22 protein-coding genes are annotated in these 21,395 nt (G+C 67.1%); 5 read left to right on the top strand and 17 right to left on the bottom strand.

What is annotated here, in order from left to right; genetic code table 11:
- Positions 1 to 589, bottom strand: a 589-nt coding sequence (locus RKE40_RS10780; RefSeq protein ID WP_316018240.1) for an OmpA family protein, incomplete at its 3' end; no start/stop codon positions are given.
- 200 nt (positions 590 to 789) lie between these two features.
- Between RKE40_RS10780 and RKE40_RS10775 the strand changes: the two genes are divergently transcribed.
- Positions 790 to 1,209 (top strand): SRPBCC family protein, encoded by a 420-nt coding sequence (locus RKE40_RS10775; RefSeq protein WP_316018239.1) that lies wholly within the window; start codon positions 790 to 792, stop codon positions 1,207 to 1,209.
- Here RKE40_RS10775 and RKE40_RS10770 read toward each other — a convergent pair.
- The 4 genes from RKE40_RS10770 to RKE40_RS10755 form a co-directional block, all read right to left on the bottom strand.
- Positions 1,199 to 1,321, bottom strand: a complete 123-nt coding sequence (locus tag RKE40_RS10770) for a hypothetical protein (RefSeq protein ID WP_316018238.1) — start codon at positions 1,319 to 1,321, stop codon at positions 1,199 to 1,201. The genes RKE40_RS10775 and RKE40_RS10770 overlap by 11 nt on opposite strands.
- Positions 1,322 to 1,393: 72 nt before the next feature.
- On the bottom strand, positions 1,394 to 2,038 hold the full coding sequence (mobA, locus tag RKE40_RS10765) for a molybdenum cofactor guanylyltransferase MobA (protein ID WP_316018237.1): 645 nt from the start codon (positions 2,036 to 2,038) through the stop codon (positions 1,394 to 1,396).
- The gene (locus RKE40_RS10760; RefSeq protein WP_316018236.1) at positions 2,031 to 2,924 is read right to left on the bottom strand and encodes a formate dehydrogenase accessory sulfurtransferase FdhD; all 894 of its coding nucleotides are present in this window, start codon (positions 2,922 to 2,924) and stop codon (positions 2,031 to 2,033) included. Before RKE40_RS10760 ends, mobA begins: the two co-directional genes overlap by 8 nt.
- Before the next feature lie 26 nt (positions 2,925 to 2,950).
- Positions 2,951 to 3,469, bottom strand: a complete 519-nt coding sequence (locus RKE40_RS10755; protein WP_316018235.1) for a DUF2478 domain-containing protein — start codon at positions 3,467 to 3,469, stop codon at positions 2,951 to 2,953.
- Between the two features lie 175 nt (positions 3,470 to 3,644).
- Here RKE40_RS10755 and RKE40_RS10750 point away from each other — a divergent pair, with 175 nt between their 5' ends.
- The gene (locus RKE40_RS10750; protein WP_316018234.1) at positions 3,645 to 4,919 is read left to right on the top strand and encodes a peptide ABC transporter permease; all 1,275 of its coding nucleotides are present in this window, start codon (positions 3,645 to 3,647) and stop codon (positions 4,917 to 4,919) included.
- A gap of 123 nt (positions 4,920 to 5,042) precedes the next feature.
- Here the strand turns inward: RKE40_RS10750 and RKE40_RS10745 are convergent, their stop codons facing one another.
- From RKE40_RS10745 to argE, 9 genes are all read right to left on the bottom strand, one after another.
- Positions 5,043 to 6,035 (bottom strand): ABC transporter ATP-binding protein, encoded by a 993-nt coding sequence (locus RKE40_RS10745; RefSeq protein ID WP_316018233.1) that lies wholly within the window; start codon positions 6,033 to 6,035, stop codon positions 5,043 to 5,045.
- Positions 6,032 to 7,048, bottom strand: coding sequence for an ABC transporter ATP-binding protein (locus RKE40_RS10740; RefSeq protein WP_316018232.1), 1,017 nt, complete (start codon positions 7,046 to 7,048; stop codon positions 6,032 to 6,034). The genes RKE40_RS10745 and RKE40_RS10740 overlap by 4 nt, the downstream gene beginning before the upstream one ends.
- A 44-nt stretch (positions 7,049 to 7,092) precedes the next feature.
- A complete protein-coding gene (locus RKE40_RS10735) occupies positions 7,093 to 8,037 on the bottom strand; it encodes an ABC transporter permease (protein ID WP_066467952.1) in 945 nt (314 codons plus the stop codon).
- 7 nt (positions 8,038 to 8,044) lie between these two features.
- A complete protein-coding gene (locus tag RKE40_RS10730) occupies positions 8,045 to 9,028 on the bottom strand; it encodes an ABC transporter permease (protein WP_316018231.1) in 984 nt (327 codons plus the stop codon).
- Positions 9,029 to 9,103: 75 nt separating this feature from the next.
- On the bottom strand, positions 9,104 to 10,705 hold the full coding sequence (locus tag RKE40_RS10725) for an ABC transporter substrate-binding protein (RefSeq protein ID WP_316018230.1): 1,602 nt from the start codon (positions 10,703 to 10,705) through the stop codon (positions 9,104 to 9,106).
- 158 nt (positions 10,706 to 10,863) lie between these two features.
- The gene (locus RKE40_RS10720) at positions 10,864 to 11,832 is read right to left on the bottom strand and encodes an ABC transporter permease (RefSeq protein WP_316018229.1); all 969 of its coding nucleotides are present in this window, start codon (positions 11,830 to 11,832) and stop codon (positions 10,864 to 10,866) included.
- A gap of 16 nt (positions 11,833 to 11,848) precedes the next feature.
- Positions 11,849 to 12,829, bottom strand: coding sequence for an ABC transporter permease (locus tag RKE40_RS10715; protein ID WP_316018228.1), 981 nt, complete (start codon positions 12,827 to 12,829; stop codon positions 11,849 to 11,851).
- Positions 12,830 to 12,997: 168 nt separating this feature from the next.
- Complete coding sequence (locus RKE40_RS10710) at positions 12,998 to 14,584, bottom strand: ABC transporter substrate-binding protein (RefSeq protein WP_390893312.1); 1,587 nt, start codon at positions 14,582 to 14,584, stop codon at positions 12,998 to 13,000.
- A 239-nt stretch (positions 14,585 to 14,823) separates the two neighbouring features.
- Entirely contained in the window at positions 14,824 to 15,972 is a 1,149-nt protein-coding gene (argE, locus tag RKE40_RS10705) for an acetylornithine deacetylase (protein ID WP_316018227.1), read from the bottom strand.
- A 256-nt stretch (positions 15,973 to 16,228) separates the two neighbouring features.
- Here argE and RKE40_RS10700 point away from each other — a divergent pair, with 256 nt between their 5' ends.
- A complete protein-coding gene (locus tag RKE40_RS10700) occupies positions 16,229 to 17,197 on the top strand; it encodes a threonine ammonia-lyase (RefSeq protein ID WP_316018226.1) in 969 nt (322 codons plus the stop codon).
- 57 nt (positions 17,198 to 17,254) lie between these two features.
- Here RKE40_RS10700 and RKE40_RS10695 read toward each other — a convergent pair whose 3' ends face one another.
- Both RKE40_RS10695 and RKE40_RS10690 read right to left on the bottom strand, forming a co-directional pair.
- Positions 17,255 to 17,911: a hypothetical protein gene (locus tag RKE40_RS10695; protein ID WP_316018225.1), complete on the bottom strand. Its 657-nt coding sequence runs from the start codon at positions 17,909 to 17,911 to the stop codon at positions 17,255 to 17,257.
- A 108-nt stretch (positions 17,912 to 18,019) separates the two neighbouring features.
- The gene (locus RKE40_RS10690; RefSeq protein WP_316018224.1) at positions 18,020 to 18,415 is read right to left on the bottom strand and encodes a (R)-mandelonitrile lyase; all 396 of its coding nucleotides are present in this window, start codon (positions 18,413 to 18,415) and stop codon (positions 18,020 to 18,022) included.
- A 225-nt stretch (positions 18,416 to 18,640) separates the two neighbouring features.
- Here RKE40_RS10690 and RKE40_RS10685 point away from each other — a divergent pair, with 225 nt between their 5' ends.
- Positions 18,641 to 19,816, top strand: coding sequence for a M20 aminoacylase family protein (locus tag RKE40_RS10685; RefSeq protein ID WP_316018223.1), 1,176 nt, complete (start codon positions 18,641 to 18,643; stop codon positions 19,814 to 19,816).
- Positions 19,817 to 19,826: 10 nt separating this feature from the next.
- Positions 19,827 to 20,933 carry an NAD(P)/FAD-dependent oxidoreductase gene (locus RKE40_RS10680; protein ID WP_316018222.1) on the top strand — a complete coding sequence of 369 codons (1,107 nt, stop codon included), beginning with the start codon at positions 19,827 to 19,829 and terminating at the stop codon, positions 20,931 to 20,933.
- A gap of 111 nt (positions 20,934 to 21,044) precedes the next feature.
- On the opposite strand, the gene RKE40_RS10675 is transcribed toward RKE40_RS10680, so the two are convergent.
- Positions 21,045 to 21,380 carry a GIY-YIG nuclease family protein gene (locus tag RKE40_RS10675; protein ID WP_316018221.1) on the bottom strand — a complete coding sequence of 112 codons (336 nt, stop codon included), beginning with the start codon at positions 21,378 to 21,380 and terminating at the stop codon, positions 21,045 to 21,047.
- Positions 21,381 to 21,395 lie beyond the last annotated feature (15 nt).

Genomic DNA, 21,395 nt, shown 5'->3' with positions numbered 1-21,395 from the left:
CTTCGGCGCCGAGGCGGCCTTTGTCGCTCAGGCCGGTCCGCAGCAGTTCGGCGACCGCGGCGGCCCGGGCGGCCGAGAGCGCCTGATTGTCCTTGTAGGCTGAGCCCCTTGCCGGCGCCCGGTCGTCGGTATGGCCGACAACCCGCACCGCGCCCGGCTGCTGCTCGACAAGCGCGGCGATACGGCGCCCCGACGCGATGAAGCCCGGCAGCAATTCGGCCCGGCCGGGCTCGAAGCTGCCGGCATTGGCGATGCGGATCGCGATCCAGCCTCCGAACCGGTCGACGGTGACCATTCCGCTGGCGATCTCGGCAGCGAGCCCGGCCCGGATCCGCGGCAGCTGGTCCGGCCTCGGCGCAGAGGCGGGTGCGAGCGAACGCACAGGGGCAGATTGAGAGGCAAGCGCCGGCGCTTCGGCCGGGTGCAGGAGCGCGGCAGGCGGCGGAACCGAGTGAGGCACCGGCACCGGGAAGAACAGGTCCAGCAGCCACAGCGTCAGCGCCGCCACGAGCATCACTCCGGCGGTCAGCGCCGCGCCATAGCCGGCGATCCGGACGATCTTCCTCGGGGCGTCGGCAGTCTCGCTCATCGGCCCAGCCTTGGCTCTCCCTGTCACCGCTTGCGGCCACGGCCATGCACATTGCGCAAGCAGAGCCTGCGGCGAATCCGACGGAGCGAACCCGACCATGCCCTCGCGCGGCATGCAAGTTCCCGACGGCACGCGTCTGGAAACGGAAGGTCAAACCCGCTAATGTTCACTTTATGTTCCGGCCCACAAGGAAAGTATCCATGACCGTCCAGCCGGCGCGCCATATCGGCATCGGCATCGAATGCCCTTTCGCGGAGACCTACGAATTCCTGGCGGAGCCGGAGAATTTTCCGAAATGGGCGTCAGGCCTCGGCCATTCCTTCGAGCCCGCCGGCGGGCTCGACTGGCGGGCGCAGACGCCGATGGGCCCAATGACGCTGCGCTTCAGCGCCCGCAACGAACACGGCGTGCTCGATCACAGCGTCATCCCAGACGATGGCGCGCCAATGCACAACCCGATGCGGCTCCTCGCCAATGGCGAGGGCTGCGAGCTGGTGTTCACGCTATATCGCCGTGGCGGCGTGACGGACGAAGAATATGAGCGCGACGCGGCCTGGGTCGCGCATGACCTCGCGGGGCTGAAGGCGCTGCTCGAGAGCGCCGGCAGTCTCAGAGCCTGACGCCGCTGGTCGCGAAGGCGACCTCGACAGGGCGCTGGAAATTGGCGAGCACGAGGCTGGCCGCATAGGCGGCCGCAACGGCGAAAACGACGGCGAAAACGAAGGACTTCATGCTGCTTCCCCCCAGATAGCATGCCGATAGGCAGAGCTTATCGCTGGAAGCTAGTCACTCCGTCAGGGGCGATCAAGCCGTGCCCAGCAGGACATGAAGTCGCTCCGCCTCGGCGAGGTCCTCCGGGCGGTTGGCGTTGAAGAACGGGTCGACAGGCTCGGCCGCCCATTCGGCGCTGGCGACGCCGTGGCGGGCGGTCCAGCGGTCGATCTTGCGCTCGTCCTCGACGGTCAGCGCGTGGCGGAGCGCTTCGCGCAGCGAGACCGGCCAGAGCCCGATCACCGGATGGGTCCAGCCGCCCGAGGCGACGCAGGCCAGCGGCACCCCGGCAGCAAGACGCGCCGCATGCAGGCGCGCGACCAGATCGTGCGGGATGAAGGGCGTGTCGGCGGCGACGCTGACCATCCAGTCGACGCCCGGACGGTTCTGCGCCAGCCAGTCGAGGCCTGCGAGGATGCCGGCGAGCGGCCCGGCGAAATCCGGCACGCTGTCGCCGGCGACCGGCAGACCGTAATCGGCAAAGCGCGCCGGGTCGCCATTGGCGTTGATCAGGAGCCCGTCGCATTGCGGCGCCAGACGTTCGATCACATGGGCGAGGATGGTGCGGCCGGCAATGGTGCGCAACGGCTTGTCGCCGCCGCCCATGCGGCGGGCAAGCCCGCCGGCGAGCAACAAGCCGAGCGTCGCCGGGCGCGTATTCTCAGACGGCTCAGTCATCGCCGCCCGCGCCCTTGCGACGATGCTTGCCGCCCTCGTCCTCGACGCTGTCGGGATCCTGATCGAAGACGATGCGGTCCTCGCCGGAGAGCGCGATGAAGCGCTTGCCGCGGGCGCGGCCGATCAGGGTCAGCCCCGCTTTGCGGGCGAGCTCGACGCCCCACTCGGTGAAGCCCGAGCGCGAGACCAGGATCGGGATGCCCATGCGCACGGTCTTGATCACCATCTCCGAGGTCAGGCGGCCGGTGGTGTAGAAGATCATCCTGCCGGGATCGACATCGTGGCGGAAGAGCCAGCCCGCGACCTTGTCGACGGCATTGTGGCGGCCGACATCCTCCATATAGACCAAGGGCTTGTCCTGCTCGCAGAGCACGCAGCCATGGATCGCGCCGGCTTCGAGATAGAGCGAGGGCGTGGTGTTGATCTTGCGGGTCAGCGCATAGAGCCAGCTGGTGCGGAGTTCCGCCTTCGGCAATTCGATCTCGTCGATCGCCTCCATCAGGTCACCGAAGGCGGTGCCCTGGGCGCAGCCGGAGGTCAGGGTCTTCTTCTTCAGCTTCTGCTCGAAATCAGTGCGCTCGGGCGTGCGCACCACCACGACCTCGAGCTCCTCGTCATAGTCGACGGCTTCGACGAGATCGCCGCGCTTCAGCATGTTCTGGTTGAGCAGGTAGCCGAGCGCCAGATAGTCGGGATGGTCGCCGATCGTCATCATCGTGACGATCTCCTGGGCGTTGAGATAGAGGGTCAGCGCCCGTTCGGTGACGACCCGGGTCTCGACCGCAGCCCCGGTCTGGTCGATGCCGCGCACGGTGGCGCCGAGCCGTGCCGCCGCGGGGTCCGGGCGGACGAGATAGTCGTCGAGGAAATCGCCACCGGTCGGCAAGGTTGCTCCAAGCTCCGCGCAGGCGGTCAGGCCGGCTGGCGCAGGCAGGACAGCGCCCAGCCCTCGATGGCGGCGCGCTCCGGCGGCAGGCGCTCCCAGGCCTCGCCGACGAACTCGCCCCAGGCATCCAGCATATCCTCGCGAACCGCGGTCAGGAGCGGCAGCCCGCTGAGGAAACCGGCCGCGATCTCGGCCCGCAAGCCCTGGCCGAGCGCTTCCTGCTTGCCGAACTTGTTGATGATCAGAAGATCGACGGTTCCGTCGATGGCGCTCGCCACGGCGCCGCCCGCGGCGGCGAGTCCGGCCGCATCGAGCCGGCAACCCGTCGCCCCCGCACCGCGATCCTCGCTGATCGCGAAGATCCGGCCCGAAGCCAGGTCCTCCAACGCCATGCTGGCGCAGCCGCGCTGGCAATCATCTTGATTGTGCTGGACCACGCCGCCGAGCCGCACGGCCTCCCGCCGGAGTCGGCCGGCGACCTCCGCCATCAACTCGTCGATGGGGAAGCCTGAGACATAGACGATCGCGGCGAGTTGAGCGCTCATATCACCCCTTCATCTCACGGAATCCGGGCCGCGGCCAGTGGGCTTTCGCCGCACCCGGCAACGCTTCCGCAACGAGATGCCGCGCCAGTGTTGCGCCGCACCTACAGCCGCAAGCCCCGGCAGGCGCTAGGGTGCTGAGGGCTGGCGCCGGCGATCCCTCCGGAGACGCGGCCTTGTGCTTGAACGCGTACCGCCGATGATCCGCCCGAACGCCCCGACTCCGCTCGACCCCGCCGCCTCCTCGGCGCTGCTGCTGCGTCGCATCGGCTTTGCGACGCTGGCGCTCGCCTTGCCGCTGGCTTCGCTGGTCTCGCGCCGCGCCGCCGTGGTGCTGGCGCCGATCGGCGTCGTGCTCCTGGTCATCGCCGCGCTGATCGAGAACCCTTCCGAGTTCGGCGACAATCTCAAGAGTTCGCTCTCCGGCTTCGCCGGGTTGACCCTGCTCGCGCTCGTCGCCTGGGCGGTGCTGTCGCTGGTCTGGAGCCCCTATACCGGCTCGGCCAGCGAGAAGGCCGCCAACCTCTTCCTCGCCGTGGTGCTCGGCTTTGCGGGGGCCGCGGCTCTGCCAGAGCGAATGCGCGCCTCGAACCTGAACCTCGCGGCGCTAGGCACCGGGCTCGCCGCCCTCCTGGCCCTCGGCTTGTTGCTGACCGAGGCGCTGACCCCGGCCGGCTCGCGCGCCGCCAACGAGGCCGGCAGCGTCGAGCGCGGCGTCAGCGTCGTCCTGATCATGTCCTGGCCGGCGCTCGCCTGGCTCCTGTCGCGCGAGCGCGGGCTGACGGCGCTCGGCCTCGCGCTCGTCGTCGGGCTCCTGGCGCTGACGCGCTTCGAGGATGGCGAGGCGGCCGCCATGCTGTTCGGCGCCATCGCCTTCGGCGTGGTCAGCGCCAACCGGCGCTTCGGCGCAAGGCTGGTGGGAGGCGTCTGCGCCGGGCTGATGCTGCTGGCGCCGTTGCTGCCGTTCCTGCTGGCGCCGCTGCTGCGCCTTTCGCCGAACGCCTTCAGCACGGTCGCTGTCGGGCTCGACATCTGGGCCGACATCATCTCGAGCCGGCCGATTCAGCTGATCACCGGCCATGGCCTCGACACCGTGCTGCGCGGGCGCATCACCGGCGCCCTGCCGATCGAAGTCCCGACCACGATCCTGTTCGAGACCTGGTACGAACTCGGCCTCGTCGGAGCGACGACCGCAGCGCTCGCCTTGTACTTCGCGATCAGCGCCGCCGGGCGCATGCCGGGCGCGCTGGCGGCCGGCGGCGTCGCCGCCTATGCCACAGCCTTCTCGCTGGCGGCGCTCGGCTTCGCGTCGTTCCAGACCTGGTGGCTGATGACGCTGACTTCGGTCGCCCTGCTCTTCACCGCGATCGCGCGCGGCCAGTACCGCACCGAACGCCCCGTCGCGCCGCTGAGCCGGCGGCCCAAGGCGCCGAGCCTGCCTGCAGGGCAGTAGACACGGCAGCGTCATGCTCGGGCGAGACCCGAGCATCTCCGGCCGAAGGAACTCCTCTCGGCGCTTTCTCATTGAGGTATTCTCGGGTCTGCGCTTCGCGCCGCCCGAGAATGACAGCGGCGGTCAGGCCGCCGCCCTGCCCTGGTTCACCGCATGGCAAGCGACACCGTCAATCACCGGCGGGTTCTCGACCCGGCAGCGATCGAAGACCAGCGGGCAGCGCGGGTGGAAGGTGCAGCCCGAAGGCGGGCTGATCGGGTTCGGGATCTCGCCCTTCACGCCCTCGCGGGCCTTGCCGACCATGGCGAGGTCGGGCACCGCATCGAGCAGCATCTTGGTGTAGGGGTGGCGCGGCGCCGAGAAGAGCTGCTTGCCTTCCGAGACCTCGACCAGGCGGCCGAGATACATCACGCCAATCCGCGACGCCATGTGCCGAACGACCGCGAGGTTGTGCGAGATGAAGAGATAGGTCAGGCCGAACTTCTGTTGCAGATCGCGCATCAGGTTGAGGATCTGCGCCTGCACGGAGACGTCGAGCGCCGAGGTCGGCTCGTCGCAGACGATGAACTCGGCATTGGAGGCGAGCGCGCGGGCGATCGCGATGCGCTGGCGCTGGCCGCCTGAGAATTCGTGCGGAAACTTCTTGCCGTCGTCCGGATGCAGGCCGACCAGGCTGAGCAGTTCGCCGACGCGCCCCTCGATCTCACGGTCGCCCTGGATGATGTCGAAGGCGCGGATCGGCTCGGCGATGATCCGGCCGACACGCCAGCGCGGGTTCAGCGAGGCGTAGGGGTCCTGGAAGATCATCTGGATACGACGACGCAGGCGCTGGCGCTCCTGCGCAGCGGCGGCATCGGTCATCGAGACGCCGTCGATCGAGACGGTGCCGCCGGATGGCGGCAGCAGGCCGACGACCATGCGCGCTACAGTCGATTTTCCCGAGCCGGACTCGCCGACGAGCGCGAAGGTCTCGCCCTTGCGGATGTCGAAGGAGACGCCGTCGACCGCCTTGAGATACTGCTTGGGCGCGCTCTCGATCACCCGGTTGAGCCAGGGCTTGGAAACGTCGAAGACGCGCTTCAGGTCGCGGACCTGGACGAAGGGGGTCTCGGTCACGCGGCGATCTCCGCTTTGTCGGTCGGGCTTTGGCCAGTCGGAGCCTTCGACTGGTCGTAGAGGTGGCAGGCGACCTGGCGGCCGCCGACATCGATCAGTTCCGGCCGCTCGACGAAGCAGCGCGCGAACGCCTTGGAGCAGCGCGGATTGAAGGCGCAGCCCTTGGGGATGTTGGAGAGACGCGGCATCGAGCCGGGAATCTGGACGAGCCGCTCGGCATCGCCCTCGATCGAGGGGATCGCGCCCATCAGGCCGACTGCATAGGGGTGGAGCGGCTGCTTGACCACGTCGCGGACCGGGCCGATCTCGGCGACGCGGCCGGCATACATCACCGCGACGCGATCGGCCGTCTCGGCGATGACGCCCATGTCGTGGGTGACGAGCATGACCGAGGTGCCGCGTTCCTTGCAGAGCCGCTTGATCAACGCGATGATCTGGGCCTGCACGGAGACGTCCAGCGCCGTCGTCGGCTCGTCGGCGATGATGAATTCCGGCTCGGCGCAGAGGGCGAGCGCGATCACGACGCGCTGACGCATGCCGCCCGAGAACTCGTGCGGATAGCCGTCGATGCGCCGCTCGGGCGCGGGAATGCCGACCTCGTCGAGCAAGGCGATGGCGCGCTTGCGGGCGTCGGCGGCATTGAGATCGGTATGGGTCTGGATCGTCTCGATCAACTGCTCGCCGACCCGGTAGAGCGGGTTCAGGCTGGTCAGCGGATCCTGGAAGATCATGCCGATGCGCTTGCCGCGGATCTTGCGCATCGCCTCGGGCGGCAGATTGTCGACGCGCTGGCCGGAGAGCAGAACCTCGCCGCCGGCGATGCGGCCGGGCGGATCGATCAGGCCGATGATGGCCGAGCCGGTGACCGACTTGCCGGCGCCGGATTCGCCGACCACGCCGAGCACTTCGCCGCGGGCGACGTCGAAGGAGACCTTGTCGAGGGCGCGCAGGGTGCCGCGCCGCGTCACGAACTCGACGGTCAGTTCGTTCACGGAAATGACGGGCTGGGTCATCGCTGCTCCGAAGGCCTGGACTTGAACGGGGTGCGGTTCATCTCTCACCTCAGCTTCGGATTGAGCGCGTCGCGCAGCCAGTCGCCGAACAGGTTGATCGACAGCGCGAGCAGGATCAGGACGAGCGACGGGAAGAGCAGGATCCACCACTCGCCCGAGAACAGGTATTGCTGGCCGAAGCGGATCAGCGTTCCGAGCGAAGGCTGGGTCGGCGGCATGCCGACGCCGAGGAAGGACAGGGTCGCCTCCTCGATCACCGCGAGCGCGAGATTGATCGTAGCGATGACCAGCACCGGACCGGCGACGTTGGGCAGGACGTGCTTCAGCATCACCGGCCAGGCCTTGAGGCCGATCAGGCGGGCGGCATCGACATAGACCTTGTTCTTCTCGACCAGAGTCGAGCCGCGCACGGTCCGGGCATACTGCGCCCAGTTGGCGAGGCCGATCGCGATGACGAGGACGAGCAGCGTCGCCTGCTCCTGCGCCGCCGGCGGGATCAGCCCGCGCGCCACGCCGAAGACTAGCAGTGCCACCAGGATCGCCGGGAAGGAGAGCTGGATGTCGGCGATGCGCATGATCAGCGCCTCGGTGCGGCCGCCAACATAGCCGGCGACAAGGCCGAGGCCGACGCCCAGGATCAGCGAGAACACCACCGAGGCCGCACCGACCAGCAGCGAGACGCGCGAGCCGTAGAGAATGGCCGAGAAGATGTCCCGCCCCTGCCCGTCCGATCCCAGCCAGAACACCTTGCCGGTGATCTCGTTGGGCTGCATCGGGCGCGAGAACCCGTCGGACAGGTCCAGTGAGGCCGGGTCGAACGGATCATAAGGCGCGATCAGCGGCGCGAAGATCGCGGCGAGCACGAGCAGGAACGCCATCACACTCGCCACCACGGTGACCGGCGAGGAGCGGAAGGAATAGACCAGATCGGAATCCCAGAACCGTGCGAGACGGCTGGGCGGGATCACGGGCAGCGGTTCGTCGCTCATCGCCGCCTCACTTCGCCGGAACCGCGGAGCCCGACCGCAGACGCGGATCGAGCGCGACATAGACAAGATCGACCATTAGCGAGGTCACCACGAAGACGAAGGCGACGAAGAGCAGATAGGCCGACATCACCGGCACGTCGACGAACTGCACGGCGTTGACGAAGAGCGCGCCCAGCCCCGGCCACTGGAACACCGTCTCGGTGACGATGGCGAAGGCGATGACGCCGCCGAGCTGGAGGCCGGCGATGGTGATGACCGGGATCATAGTGTTGCGCAGAGCATGGCGGAACTCGATGCGGCGCTCGGGAATGCCACGGGCACGGGCGAAACGGATGAAATCGGCCCGCATCACCTCGAGCATTTCGGAGCGGACAAGCCGCATGATCAAGGTGAGCTGGAGGAAGCCGAGCGTCAGCACCGGCAGGACCAGCGATTTCAGCCCGCTTACGGTCAGCAGGCCGGTACTCCACCAACCGATCTTGACGGTGTCGCCGCGCCCGAAGGAGGGCAGCCAGCGTAGCTCGACCGCGAAGATGTAGATCAGGCCGATGCCGATCAGGAAGGTCGGCAGGGAAACGCCGATCAGCGAGACCGACATGACGAGATTGGCGATCCAGCCATCGCGGCGGATCGCGGCGTAGACGCCGAAGGCGATGCCCACGACGAAGGCGAAGACCGCCGATAGTACGGCCAGCTCCACTGTCGCGGGAAGCCGCTCGAGGATCAGCTCGGAAACCTTGCGGCCCTGGCGATAGGAGATGCCGAAGTCGCCGCGCGCCGCATCGGCGATGAAGCGGGCGAACTGTACGGGCACGGGATCGTTGAGGCCGAGGCGCTGCGTCAGCTCGGCACGGTCCTGCAGCGTCGCCTCCTGGCCGAGCATGTTGACCACGGGATCGCCGACGAAACGGAACATCGAGAAGGCGATGAAGGCGACGGCGATCATCACCACCAGCCCCTGCATCAGCGAGCGCAGGATATAGGCGAGCATCGCGTCTTGAGCCCCTTACAGAAACGAAGGTCGCGGGGGCCGTCTTGGTGCGGCCCCCGCGACAGGATGCCGGCTCTACGAGCCCTTGAACGAGACCATCTTCAGCTTCGGCTGGTTCTGAACGTCGACGGGCACGTCGAGCGTCGAGTTCATGCCGTAGCTGAGCGTCTGGTGGTGGATCGGCAGGTAGATCGTCTCGTCCTTCACCTTCGCCCAGATCTTGGCGATGGCGGCGTCGCGCTTGGCGATGTCGATCTCCTTGGAGAGCGACTGGATCTGCGCATCGACATCCTTGTCGGAGTAGCCGGTCGCGTTCCAGCTGCCCTGCGAGCCGGTACGGGTGTGGTACATGTAGGAGAAGACGTAGTCGCTGTCGAAGGTCGGGACGCCCCAGCCGACGAGATAGAACTCGGTCTCCGGCGGGTTCTTCTGGATCAGGTTGAAGTGGATCGACTTCGACTGCGAGACCAGGTTCACCTTGACGCCGATCTGGCCGAACATGCCGACCGCCGCCTGGCAGATGCCCTCATCGTTGATGTAGCGGTCGTTCGGGCAATGCAGCGTCACCGAGAAGCCGTTGGGATAGCCGGCCTCGGCGAGCAGCGCCTTGGCCTTGGCGACGTCGGTCGCCGGCGCGGCATCGAGCTCCTTGGTCCAGCCATTGGCGAAGGGCGGCAGGATGACGCCGGTCGGGATCGACTCGCCGCGCATCACGACGCGCTGGATCGCGCCGCGGTTGAGCGCCATGTTCATCGCCTGGCGGACGCGCTTGTCGGCGAAGGGGTTCTTGCCCTCGACATTGTCGCCCTTCAGGTCCTTGGACGCGACGTCCATGCCGAAGAAGATGGTGCGGTTCTCGGGGCCGGTGGTGACGCGGACCTTGGGCTGGCTCTTCAGCCGGGCGATGTCCTGCACCGGCACGTCCTGGACGAGATCGACTTCGCCGGAGAGCAGCGCCGCGATGCGGGTCGCGTCCTGCTTGATCGGCACATAGGTGAGCTCGGTGATCTCGAGCGGTACCTTCGCCTTGGCCCAGTAATTGTCGTTGCGCTTCATCACCGTCTTCACGTCGGATTCACGCGAGACGAGGATGAAGGGGCCGGTGCCGTTGGCGTTGCGAACGGCGTAATTCTCTTCCTTGTTCTTGAAGTCCTGCGCCTTGGTGGCGTTGTTCTTCTCCGCCCAGGCTTTGCTCATGATGCGGATGGCGGAGGTGTTGTTGACCAGGAGCGGGTTCGGTCCCTTGGTCTTGATCCGGACCGTCAGGTCGTCGACCTTCGAGACCTTCTCGACCGAGGTCAGATAGCCCTTGAAGTCCGAGGTCGGCTGCATCGCGCGCTCATAGGAGAACACCACGTCGTCGGCGGTGAAGGGCGAGCCGTCATGGAACTTGACGCCCTCCTGCAGCTTGAACTCCCAGGTCGTCGGATCGTCCGGCAGCACCTTCCAGGACGAAGCGAGCAGCGGATGCAGCTTGCCGGCATGGTCGCGCTCGGTCAGCGCCTCATACATCTGCTGGTTGACCGTGGTGGTCAGGCCCTCGTTCTGGCCATGCGGGTCGATGGTCAGGGCATCGCCTGCCGAGGCCCATTTCAGCGGCCTCGCCTCGGCGGCGCCGAGCGCCAGCGCGGAGACGCCGATCAGCGCGGCTGCAACGGCAAACATACGCGGTTTCATGATAACGAACCTCCCGGTCGCGGCCCTGCTCCAGGGCCGGTGAAGGACGAGATGTTAGGGCTGAGCCCCTTGTCTGTCACGGGTCTAATCTGCGCGAAACACATAGCGGAAAGTGGCATTTACCGCCTTCGCAAGCGCTACGCGCAGGGGATTCCCGCTCATCGCAGCCTCGGATTGAGGGCATCGCGGAGCCAGTCACCGAGCAGGTTCACCGCGAGCACCAGGATCGCCAGCGTCAGCCCCGGAAAGGCGACGATCCACCAGTCGCCGGAGAACAGATAGCGGTTGCCGATCGAGATCAGCGTGCCGAGCGAAGGCTGGGTCGGCGGCAGGCCGACGCCGAGGAAGGACAGGGTCGCCTCGGTGATCACGGCAAGCGCCAGGTTGATCGTCAGGATGACCAGCACCGGCCCGATCACGTTCGGCAGGACATGGCGCAGCATGATCAGCGGTGCGGGCAGGCCGACCAGGCGCGCCGCCTGGACATAGTCCTTGTTGCGCTCGACCAGGGTCGAGCCGCGAATGGTGCGGGCGTACTGGACCCAGAAGCTGAGACCGATCGAGATCACCAGCACGTAGAGCGCCGTGTCCTCGCGGTTCGCGCCCTTGAAGATACCGCGCACGACGCCGTCGATCAGCAGGGCGATCAGGATCGCGGGAAAGGTGAGCTGCACGTCGGCGATGCGCATGATCAGCGAGTCGACGCGGCCGCCGAGATAGCCGGCGAGCAGGCCGAGCGTGATGCCGATCGTCGCCGCCAGCGCGACGCCGAGGCCGCCGACGATCAGCGAGACGCGCAGGCCGTAGAGGATCGCCGAATAGAGGTCGCGACCCTGGTCGTCCGTGCCGAAGATGAACTTCGGATCGCCGCCGGCCTGCCAGGCCGGCGGAATGTTGGCATCGGAGAGGAAGACCGTGGCCGGATCGAACGGATTGGTCGGCGCGATCCAGGGCGAGAAGGCCGCGCCGATGAACATCAGGAGTACGATCACCGCGGCGACCATCGTCACCTTGGAGCGCAGGAAGCTGGCGAGGATGTCGCTGTCGAGGATGCGGGCCCAGAGCGAGGGCGGGTTGCTCGACGCAGCCGCGGGAGCGGGGGCGGAGGGCGGGGTCTGGATGGTCATGATTGGTCTCCCGCCTTCAATGCGCGCCGATCGTCGCGCGCAGGCGCGGGTCGACCGCGGCGTAGAGCAGGTCGACGATCAGATTGATGCTGACGAAGAGGAACGAGATCAGGATGAGATAGGCCGCCATGATCGGGATATCGACCTGCTGCACCGCCTTGAGGAAGAGCAGGCCCATGCCCGGCCACTGGAACACCGTCTCGGTGATGATGGCGAAGGCGATGATCGAGCCCAGCTGCAGGCCGGCGATGGTGATGACCGGCACCAGCGTGTTCTTCAGCGCATGGCCGAAATGGATGGCGCGGGTCTTCAGGCCGCGCGCCCTCGCGAACTTGATGTAGTCGGTGCGCAGCACCTCCAGCATCTCGGCCCGGACCAGGCGCATGATCAGCGTCATCTGGAACAGGCCGAGCGTGATCGAGGGCAGGATCAGCGCCTTCCAGCCGGAGGCCGTGAGCAGGCCGGTGGTCCACCAGTTGCCGATCTTGACGACCTCGCCGCGCCCGAAGGAGGGCAGCCAGCCGAGCGTCACCGAGAACAGGTAGATCAGCAGGATGCCGATCAGGAAGGTCGGCAGGCTGATGCCGACCAGCGAGACCGTCTGGAAGATCTTGGCGAGCCAGCTGTCGCGCCGCAGCGCCGTGTAGACGCCCATCGGAATGCCGACGACCAGCGAGAACAGCGCCGACATGAAGGCAAGCTCCAGCGTCGCCGGGGCGCGCTCGCCGAGCAGCGAGATCACCGGCAGGCGGAACTGGTAGGAGACGCCGAATTCGAGCCGCACCGCATTGTAGATGTAGCGGGCGAACTGGACGATGACGGGCTCGTCGAGCCCGAGCGACTTGCGGATCTGCGCGACCTGCTCCTGCGGCGTATCGAGAGATACGAGCTGGTTCACGGGGTCGCCGACGAAGCGGAACATGGCGAAGGCGATCAGCGCCACCGCCAGCATGACGAGAAGCGACTGGAACAGCCGACGCAGAATGAAAGCGAGCATGGCCGCCTTTACGAGGAATCTATGAGGGCGAGAGCTCCACTGGAGCGCCCGTCTATGCCAACGAGCCCATCAGCCCCTGCCGCGCCGTGAGGCGGCCCGGCGGGGCGAAGGTGCTTTCGACGTGGAACGGACGCGGTGCGCGAGCCCTGGCCCGCACACCGCGCGCCATCACTCCTTGGTGGCGTAGTAGAGCAGCACCGAATTGTCGGCGCGCTGGGCGAGCTTCACCTTCTTCGACACGCCCCAGGCCAGCGCCTGCTGATGCAGCGGGATGTAGCCGAATTCGTCGACCGAGATCTTGTAGGCTTCCTTGATCATCGCGTCGCGCTTGGCGGTGTCGGACTCGACAAGGATCTTGTCGGTCAGCTCGTCGACCTTCTTGTTGCAGTAATTGCCGAGATTGGACTCGCCGCGCGAGGAGCCGGCGACATCGCGGCAGCCGATGATGTCATGCAGGACGTTGTGGCTGTCGAAGGTGCCGGGCGTCCAGCCGAGCAGGTAGAACGAGGTCTTGTAGCCGCCGGACTTCAGCACCTTGGCGAAGTACTGGCCCTTGGGCTGGGCGTTCAGGTTCACCTTGATGCCGGCGCGCGCCAGCATGCCGACCACGGCCTGGCAGATCTGGCCGTCATTGACGTAGCGGTCGTTCGGGCAGTCCATGCCGATCTCGAAGCCGTTCGGATAGCCGGCTTCCGCCAGCAGCTTCTTGGCGGCCTCGGTGTCGAACTTGGCGCGAGTGAAGCCGGCATGCGGGAACAGCTCCGGCGCGATCATCAGAGCCGAAGGCGTCGAGAGCCCGCGCATGACGCGGCTCTTGATCGTCTCGATGTCGATCGCCTGGAAGAAGGCCTGGCGGACGCGGACGTCCTTGAAGGGGTTCTTGCCCTTGACGCTCGATTCCAGCAGCTCGTCACGGGTCTGGTCCATGCCGAGGAAGATCGTGCGCAGCTCCGGCCCGGTGAGGACCTGGGCGTTGCCCGAGGCGTTGACGCGCTGGATGTCCTGGATCGGAACCGGCTCGATCACGTCGACCTCGCCGGACAGCAGCGCGGCGACGCGCGTGGCGTCAGAGGCGATCGGCGTAAAGACGATCTCCTTGATGTTGCCTTCGATCTTCTTCCAGTAGTTCTCGTTGAACTTGAAGACGGTCTTCACGCCCGGCTGGTGGCTCTCGATCTTGTAAGGGCCGGTGCCGTTGGCGTTGAGGGCGGCGTAGCTCGGGGTGGTCGCAGCTGCCGGGGTCGGAGCGACGGCGTTGTTCGCCTCCGCCCACTTCTTCGACATGATGTACCAGGTGTCCCACTGCGCGTTGAGGATCGGGTTCGGCGCGGTCAGGATGACGTCGACCGTGTGGTCGTCCACCTTGACGAACTTGGCGCTGGTCGGGATGCGGGTGGTGAAATTCGAGCCCTGGGCGCGGACGCGCTCGGCAGAGAAGAGCACGTCGTCGGCGGTGAAGTCCTCGCCGCCATGGAACTTGACGCCCTTGCGCAGGAACAGGCGCCATTTCAGGCCGTCATCGGAGACCTCCCACTTCTCGGCGAGGGCGGGCTCGATCTTGAGATCCTTGCCGCGCGCCGTCAGCCCTTCATAGGGGTGGCCGATATGGGCGTTCGTGGTGGTTTCGTTGACGGTATACGGGTCGAGCGACTTCAACTCGCCCTGGTTGGCATAGCGCAGCGTCTGCGCCTGAGCCGTACCGCACATCAGAGCCAGCGCCGCCACGGCTGCCAGGCAATGGGTCTTGAAGGACATGAAGAGCGTTCTCCCGATTGGTTGTTTCCCACTCCTCCCCAGGAGCGGCGCCCGGACCGCCACGTACATTGGCGACGGTCCGAGGAAGGCGGCAGATTAGAGGTGCTTCGAAGTCCGCGTCCAGTGTGCGCCGCACGCTTCGCTCGGGATCGAACTTTATTGCATATACCAATCACACCGCGCACGTTCATGCGAGCGCAGGATCGCTTTCCGATGCAAAGGCGCGCTGCCCTGCGCCCTCAGCGGGCCAGGTCCGCGATCAGCGCACGAACGAACGACGCTCCGGCATCGAGCTGTGCGACGGTGATGAACTCGTCCGGCTGGTGCGCCTGGGCGATGTCGCCGGGGCCGCAGACCACTGTCGACCAGCCCGCCGCCTGGAACAGGCCGCCCTCCGTGCCGTAGGCGACGACATGGCTGGCATTGTCGCCGGTCATCCGGCGCGCCAGTTGCTCGGCTGCGCCCTCCTTCTCCGGCGCAAGCGGCGGCGTGTAGGAGGTGATCTCCATTGTGATGCCGGTCTCGGGCGCGATCGCCTTCATCGGCGCCTCGAGCTCGGCGATCTTGGCGCGATAGCGGGCGACATAGTCACTGTCGTCACCCGGCATGACGCGAACCTCGTGGCTGAAGGCGGCATGCTCGGCGGTGATGTTGACCGCAGTGCCACCCTCGACGACGCCGACATGGAGCGTGGAGTAAGGCGGTTCGAAAGGAATGCCTGCTTTCACCTTCGCCTTGTTCTCGTCCATGACCTCGTCATGCCAGGCGATCAGCTTGCCGGCGACCATCACGGCGGGCACGCCGATGTCGACGCGGCTCGAATGCACGGCATGGCCGCGCACGGTCGTGCGCATCCGGGTGCCGCCCTTGTGGCCGGTGACAACCTGCATCATCGAGGGCTCGCCGACGATCACGGCCGAGGGCTTCACCCCGGCCGCCGCCATGGCGTCGATCAGGTAGCGGGCGCCGATGCAGCCGACCTCCTCGTCATAGGACAGGGCGATATGGACCGGGCGCTTCAGCCCGGCCGCCAGCATCTCCGGCACCAGGGCGAGCGCGATGGCATCGAAACCCTTCATGTCGCAGGAGCCGCGGCCATAGAGCTTGCCGTCGCGCTCGGTCAGCGTCCACGGATCCGAGGTCCAGTCCTGCCCCTCGACCGGAACGACGTCGGTATGGCCGGAGAGGACGACGCCGCCATCCACCTTGGGACCGATGGTCGCGTAGAGATTGGCCTTGAAGCCGTCCGGGCTGGGCACCACCGTGCTCTCGACACCATGGGCGGCGAGATAGTCGCGGCAGAAATGGATCAGCTCGACATTGCTGCGCTGCGATTCGGTGTTGAACGAGACCAGCTTGGCCAGCATTTCCTTCGGGGTGTAACGCACGGGCAGATTTCTCCAGAGACTGGCCGACAGGCATGATCCGTCCGGGCAGGCTACGCCCGCACCACAGGAGGTCAATCACCGGCGATGGTGCGCCGACGCCCGAGCCAACGCATGACGAGCGGCTGCTCCCCGGCATTGATGCACAACCGGCAGCCTGCACGCGCTTGTCCAAGGGTCATGCGTGCGCCGCGCTTGACCCGGCCGCACCCGGCGCGCTGTTGTGCCGACCGAACCGAGCTTTCCCCGTGAGTCCGCCATGTCCTTCGACGTCACCCTCGCCGACATCCAGGCCGCCGCCAGCCGCATCGCCGGCAAGGTCAGACGGACGCCGACCTTCCTCAGCGCCGGCCTCTCCCAGCGCCTCGGCGTCGAGACGGTGGTCAAGGTCGAAAGCCTGCAGCTCGCCGGCTCGTTCAAGGTGCGCGGCTGCTACAACAAGCTGCTCGGCCTGTCGGACGCCGAGAAGGCCCGCGGCGTCGTCACCGTCTCCGGCGGCAACCACGCCATCGCCGTTTCGCTGGTGGCGAGCATGCTCGGCATCAAGGCGCTCGTGCTGATGCCGAAGAACGTCGCGCCGCTGAACATCCGCCTGACCAAGGAGGCCGGTGGCGAGGTCGAGCTCTGCGAGGATTCGATCGCCGCCTTCGCCAAGGCCGATGAATACGCGGCCAATGGCATGACCAACGTTCATTCCTACGACGATCCGGCGATCATCGCCGGCCATGGCACGGTCGGCCTCGAACTCGCGGCCGATGCCGGCGGCCGGCTCGACCATGTCTTCATCTCGATCGGCGGCGGCGGCTTTTCGGCCGGCGTCGGGGCGGCGCTGAAGGGGCTCGACCCGGCGGTGCGCATCCATGGCGTCGAAACCGAGGGCGCGACGACGATGACGCAGGCGCTGGAGGCCGGAAAGCCGGTGCCGATCCGCCCGACCTCGATCGCCCGCACGCTCGGCGCCCCGTTCGCGACCGAACGGACCATGGCCGCCGCCCGCGAATTCCTCGAAGAGATCGTGCTGGTGCCGGATGCGGACGCCGTGCGCGAACTGCTGTGGGTGCTGCAGAACGGCCGCGTACTGCTCGAGCCGGCAGCCGCCTGCACGGTCGCCGCGGCGCTGGCCCGCAAGGACAAATTCAAGCCGGGCGAGCGCGTCGCGCTGGTGCTGTGCGGTTCGAATGTCGCGCTGGAGGATATCGAAAGCTGGCGCCAGCAGTTCGGGCTCTGAGCAGAACGAGACCGGGCGCGCGAAGCGTCGCGCGCCCGGACCTCCCCGGAGAGAACGTTAGGGGATCACGGCTCCGCGAGCCCGCCCGCCGGCGACACTGCACGAGCAGCCGCTGCCGACCTCCGCGGCATTGATCAACTGGCAGGTCCGGACCGGCGTGCTGCAGAAGCCGCCGATCCCAGACGAAACCGGAGCCGCATAGACCGGCGCGGCGTAATAAGGCCGCGCATAGTAGGCCCCGCTGTAATAGTCCCCGCCATAATAGCCGGGCGTATCGTAGTAATAGGACGAGCCATAATAGGGGTAGGCCGCTGCGGCGCCGATGACCGCGCCGGCGGCAAGCGCTCCGGCGCCCCAGCCCCAGTTGTTGTAGTAGCCGCGCCGCCAATAGGCCCCGCGCCCATAATAGCCGCCGCCATACCAGCGATTCCCGTATCCCCAGCCAGCGCCACGATAAAAGCCGGCGCGATAGGCACCGCCGCGGTAGCCAAAGCCAGCGGCCCTTATGCCGCCCCCGCGATAGCCGAAACCCGGGCCGGCAAAGGCCCGGTTCATGCCGAGCCCGCCGGCTCGCATGCCTGCACCGGCGAAGCCGCCGCCATGGAAACCTCCACCACGGCCGCCCCAGCCGCCGCGCCCCTGGGCATCGGCTTCGCTGGCCATGAACGGCGCGACGAGAAGGAAGGAAGCGGCGAGAACGATCAGGCGGCGCATGGCGGCCTCCCATTCAAAGCGATGGCGGTTCACCTCGAACGCGCGAAGGTGACGCGCGTTCCATTCTCCGGAAGCGAACCGCCGAAAACTCGGAAGCAGATCCCGAATTCAGCGACGATACTGCTCTTCCGTAACGTGATCCAGCCATTTGACAGTCTCTCCGTCAAGGCGCTCCTGCAAGGCGATATGGCTCATCGCCGTCGTCGCGGCAGCCCCATGCCAGTGCTTCTCCCCCGGCGGGAACCAGACCACATCGCCGGCCCGAATCTCCTCGACCGGGCCGCCCTCGCGCTGCGCCCAGCCGCAGCCGGCGGTGACGATCAGCGTCTGGCCGAGCGGGTGAGTGTGCCAGGCGGTTCGCGCGCCGGGCTCGAAGGTGACGTGCGCGGTCGCGATGCGCGCGGGCTCGGGTGGGTTGAACAAGGGGTCGATCCGCACCTGACCAGTGAAGTAATCGGCCGGGCCCTTGCCCGAAGGCTGCGATCCGCTTCGCTTGATCTCCATGATGGTCCTCACAAGTTCGCTATGCGTGACGTCTCGCCAATGGCGCAGCCGCAGTCTAGCGGCCGAAAGGGGCCAGGATCAGCCACCACGGCAAGGCGTCGCCATTCGTGCGCTTCTTCCCCCTCATACCGCAATCGGCTTGGACAGGGTGCGCCCGCTCGGGCTAGCTTGCCGCATCAAGCAACCCGATTTCTGCGAAGTTGCACCAGAAGGCCCGAGGATACGATGCCCAAATCCGAACTCATCGCGGCGATCGAGCCCGAGATCACTGCGATCCGCCGCGACTTCCACCGCCATCCCGAACTGCTGTTCGATGTCAACCGCACCGCCGGCATCGTCGCCGACAAGCTCCGGGAATGGGGTGTCGACGAAGTCGTCACTGGGATCGGGCGCACCGGCGTGGTCGGCGTGATCAAGGGCAAGGGTCAGAATTCCGGCAAGGTCATCGGCCTGCGCGCCGACATGGACGCGCTGCCGATCCATGAAGAGACCAATCTCGAACATCGCTCGACCGTGCCCGGCAAGATGCATGCCTGCGGACATGACGGACACACCGCCATGCTGCTCGGCGCCGCCAAGTACCTGGCGCAGACCCGCGATTTCGACGGCACGGCCATCATGATCTTCCAGCCGGCCGAGGAAGGCGGCGGCGGCGGCAGGGAGATGTGCAAGGACGGGCTGATGGAGCGCTTCGGCGTCCAGGAGGTCTACGGCCTGCACAACATGCCCGGCCTGCCCGTCGGCCAGTTCGCGATCCGCAAGGGCCCGATGATGGCGGCCGCCGACCGCTTCCTGCTCAAGCTCGAAGGCCGAGGCGGCCATGCCGCCAAGCCGAACGAGACCGTCGACCCGCTGGTCGCGGCCTGCCAGCTCGTCTCCTCGCTGCAGACCATCGCCTCGCGCAATGCCGACCCGCTCGACTCCGTCGTCGTCTCGGTGACGGCGCTGCAGGCCGGCGAGGCCTTCAACGTCATCCCGCAGCATGTCGTGATCAAGGGCACGGTGCGCTCGCTCTCCCCGGAGATGCGCGACCTCGCCGAAAAGCGCTTCCGCGAGATCGTCGCCGGCACCGCCCAGGCTTTCGGTCTGACCTTCGAGATCGAGTACGAGCGCGGCTATCCGGTGACCTTCAACCATGCCGGCCAGACCGATTTCGTCACCAGCGCGACGAAGAACGTCTTCGGCAAGGAGGCGATCGACACCGAGGTGCCGCCGACCATGGGCTCGGAGGACTTCTCCTTCATGCTCGAGGAGCGGCCCGGCGCCTACATCTTCATGGGCAATGGCGACTCCGCCGGGCTGCATCACCCGGCCTACGAGTTCAACGACAAGGCGCTGCCGGTCGGCATGACCTATTGGGCGAGCCTGGTCGAGATCGCCATGCCGCAGCGGGCGAGCTGAGCACCGGAAGATGAGCGACATCGACTGTCTCGTCATCGGGGCCGGCGTCGTCGGCCTCGCGACGGCGCGCGCACTCGCGCTCGCCGGCCGCGAGGTCGTGATCGCGGAAGCCGCCGAAGGCATCGGCACCCAGACCTCCGCCCGCAACAGCGAGGTCATCCACGCCGGCATCTACTACCCGCCGGGCTCGCTGAAGGCGCAGGTCTGCGTCGAGGGCCGCAAGCTGCTCTACGACTACCTTGGCGAGCGCGGCCTGCCGCACAAGGCCTGCGGCAAGCTGATCGTCGGCACCCATGCCGGCCAGCGCCCGGCGCTGGAGACGATCGCGGCGCGCGCCGAAGCCTCCGGCGTCGCCTCGCTGCGCTGGGTCGACGCCGCCGAGGCGAAGGCGCTCGAGCCGGAGGTCACCTGCGAGATCGCTCTGCTCTCACCCGAGACAGGCGTCGTCGACAGCCATGCGCTGATGCTCTCACTGCTCGGCGAATGCGAGGCGGCTGGCGGCTCGCTGGCGCTCAACACGCCGATCCTGGCCTGGCGGCGCGAGGCCGGTGGCTTCAGCGTCGATTTCGGCGGCGAGGATCCCGCGACGTATACGGCGAACACCATCGTCAACGCGGCCGGCCATGGCGCACCGCGCCTCCTCGCCAAGCTCGAGGGCTTTCCCGCGGAGCATGTGCCGAAGCAGCATTTCGCCAAGGGCAACTACTTCTCGCTGCTCGGCAAGCAGCCCTTCAGCCATCTGGTCTACCCGATCCCGGAAGCGGCCGGCCTCGGCATCCATGCGACCATCGACATGGCAGGACGGGTCAAGTTCGGCCCCGACGTCGAATGGGTCGCTGATGATCAGGACCTCGTCGTCGATCCCGCGCGGGCGGAAAAGTTCTACGCGGCGATCCGGACCTACTGGCCGGGCCTGCCCGATGGCGCGCTCGTCGCCGACTATGCCGGGATCAGGCCGAAGCTGCACGGGCCGACCGAGCCGATGCCGGATTTCCGGATCGACGGCCCGGCCGCGCATGGCGTGCCGCAGTTGGTCAACCTGCTCGGCATCGAGAGCCCGGGACTGACAAGCTCGCTGGCGATCGCGGATATGGTGGTCGCGCGGCTGGCGGACTGACGCCATTCACGTCATGGTCGGGCTTGTCCCGACCATCCACGTCTTCGTTCGGCAAATGCGGTGTTCTAGACGTGGATGCTCGCCACAAGGGCGAGCATGACGGAGCGGGTCTCACACCCCCTCCGCCCCGAGCTCCGCGCACCAATGCGCCAGCCGCGCCTTCATGACGCGCTCGCGGCCGGCTTCCAGAGCCTTTTCGTCCAGCCGTTCAATCTCCTCGAACGAAAATGCGCCCTCGCCATGCGCGTTCCAGGCCGCCTGCAGGCTGCGCTGGCGGTGGCTGCCATGGCGGAGCGTGAACCAGACACGGTTCTGGATGGTCGAAAGGTCCGGCGCCTGCCCGGCCCAGCACGCTCCCGTCGCGCCACAGCGCACGAGATAGATTCCGGCGACGACCTTGCGCTCCTTATAGGTCGCCACGGCGGCCTTCCTGTCCTCAGTCAGCATCGACCTCTCCTGTCG

The sequence above is a fragment of the Allobosea rubneri genome (assembly GCF_032464875.1).
GTDB classification, from domain to species: Bacteria; Pseudomonadota; Alphaproteobacteria; order Rhizobiales; family Beijerinckiaceae; genus Allobosea; species Allobosea rubneri.
This window is presented reverse-complemented; position numbering and strand designations above follow the sequence as displayed.

What these genes read in the sequence shown, in the direction of transcription:
- RKE40_RS10700 (WP_316018226.1), top strand. Translation starts at nt 16,229, where the DNA reads ATGTCCTTCGACGTCACCCTCGCCGACATCCAGGCCGCCGCCAGCCGC.
- RKE40_RS10755 (WP_316018235.1), bottom strand. Translation starts at nt 3,469, where the DNA reads ATGAGCGCTCAACTCGCCGCGATCGTCTATGTCTCAGGCTTCCCCATC.
- RKE40_RS10735 (WP_066467952.1), bottom strand. Translation starts at nt 8,037, where the DNA reads ATGAGCGACGAACCGCTGCCCGTGATCCCGCCCAGCCGTCTCGCACGG.
- RKE40_RS10690 (WP_316018224.1), bottom strand. Translation starts at nt 18,415, where the DNA reads ATGGAGATCAAGCGAAGCGGATCGCAGCCTTCGGGCAAGGGCCCGGCC.
- RKE40_RS10775 (WP_316018239.1), top strand. Translation starts at nt 790, where the DNA reads ATGACCGTCCAGCCGGCGCGCCATATCGGCATCGGCATCGAATGCCCT.
- RKE40_RS10715 (WP_316018228.1), bottom strand. Translation starts at nt 12,829, where the DNA reads ATGCTCGCTTTCATTCTGCGTCGGCTGTTCCAGTCGCTTCTCGTCATG.
- RKE40_RS10770 (WP_316018238.1), bottom strand. Translation starts at nt 1,321, where the DNA reads ATGAAGTCCTTCGTTTTCGCCGTCGTTTTCGCCGTTGCGGCCGCCTAT.
- RKE40_RS10695 (WP_316018225.1), bottom strand. Translation starts at nt 17,911, where the DNA reads ATGCGCCGCCTGATCGTTCTCGCCGCTTCCTTCCTTCTCGTCGCGCCG.
- RKE40_RS10675 (WP_316018221.1), bottom strand. Translation starts at nt 21,380, where the DNA reads ATGCTGACTGAGGACAGGAAGGCCGCCGTGGCGACCTATAAGGAGCGC.
- RKE40_RS10680 (WP_316018222.1), top strand. Translation starts at nt 19,827, where the DNA reads ATGAGCGACATCGACTGTCTCGTCATCGGGGCCGGCGTCGTCGGCCTC.
- RKE40_RS10740 (WP_316018232.1), bottom strand. Translation starts at nt 7,048, where the DNA reads ATGACCCAGCCCGTCATTTCCGTGAACGAACTGACCGTCGAGTTCGTG.
- RKE40_RS10710 (WP_390893312.1), bottom strand. Translation starts at nt 14,584, where the DNA reads ATGTCCTTCAAGACCCATTGCCTGGCAGCCGTGGCGGCGCTGGCTCTG.
- RKE40_RS10730 (WP_316018231.1), bottom strand. Translation starts at nt 9,028, where the DNA reads ATGCTCGCCTATATCCTGCGCTCGCTGATGCAGGGGCTGGTGGTGATG.
- RKE40_RS10685 (WP_316018223.1), top strand. Translation starts at nt 18,641, where the DNA reads ATGCCCAAATCCGAACTCATCGCGGCGATCGAGCCCGAGATCACTGCG.
- RKE40_RS10725 (WP_316018230.1), bottom strand. Translation starts at nt 10,705, where the DNA reads ATGAAACCGCGTATGTTTGCCGTTGCAGCCGCGCTGATCGGCGTCTCC.
- RKE40_RS10720 (WP_316018229.1), bottom strand. Translation starts at nt 11,832, where the DNA reads ATGACCATCCAGACCCCGCCCTCCGCCCCCGCTCCCGCGGCTGCGTCG.
- mobA (WP_316018237.1), bottom strand. Translation starts at nt 2,038, where the DNA reads ATGACTGAGCCGTCTGAGAATACGCGCCCGGCGACGCTCGGCTTGTTG.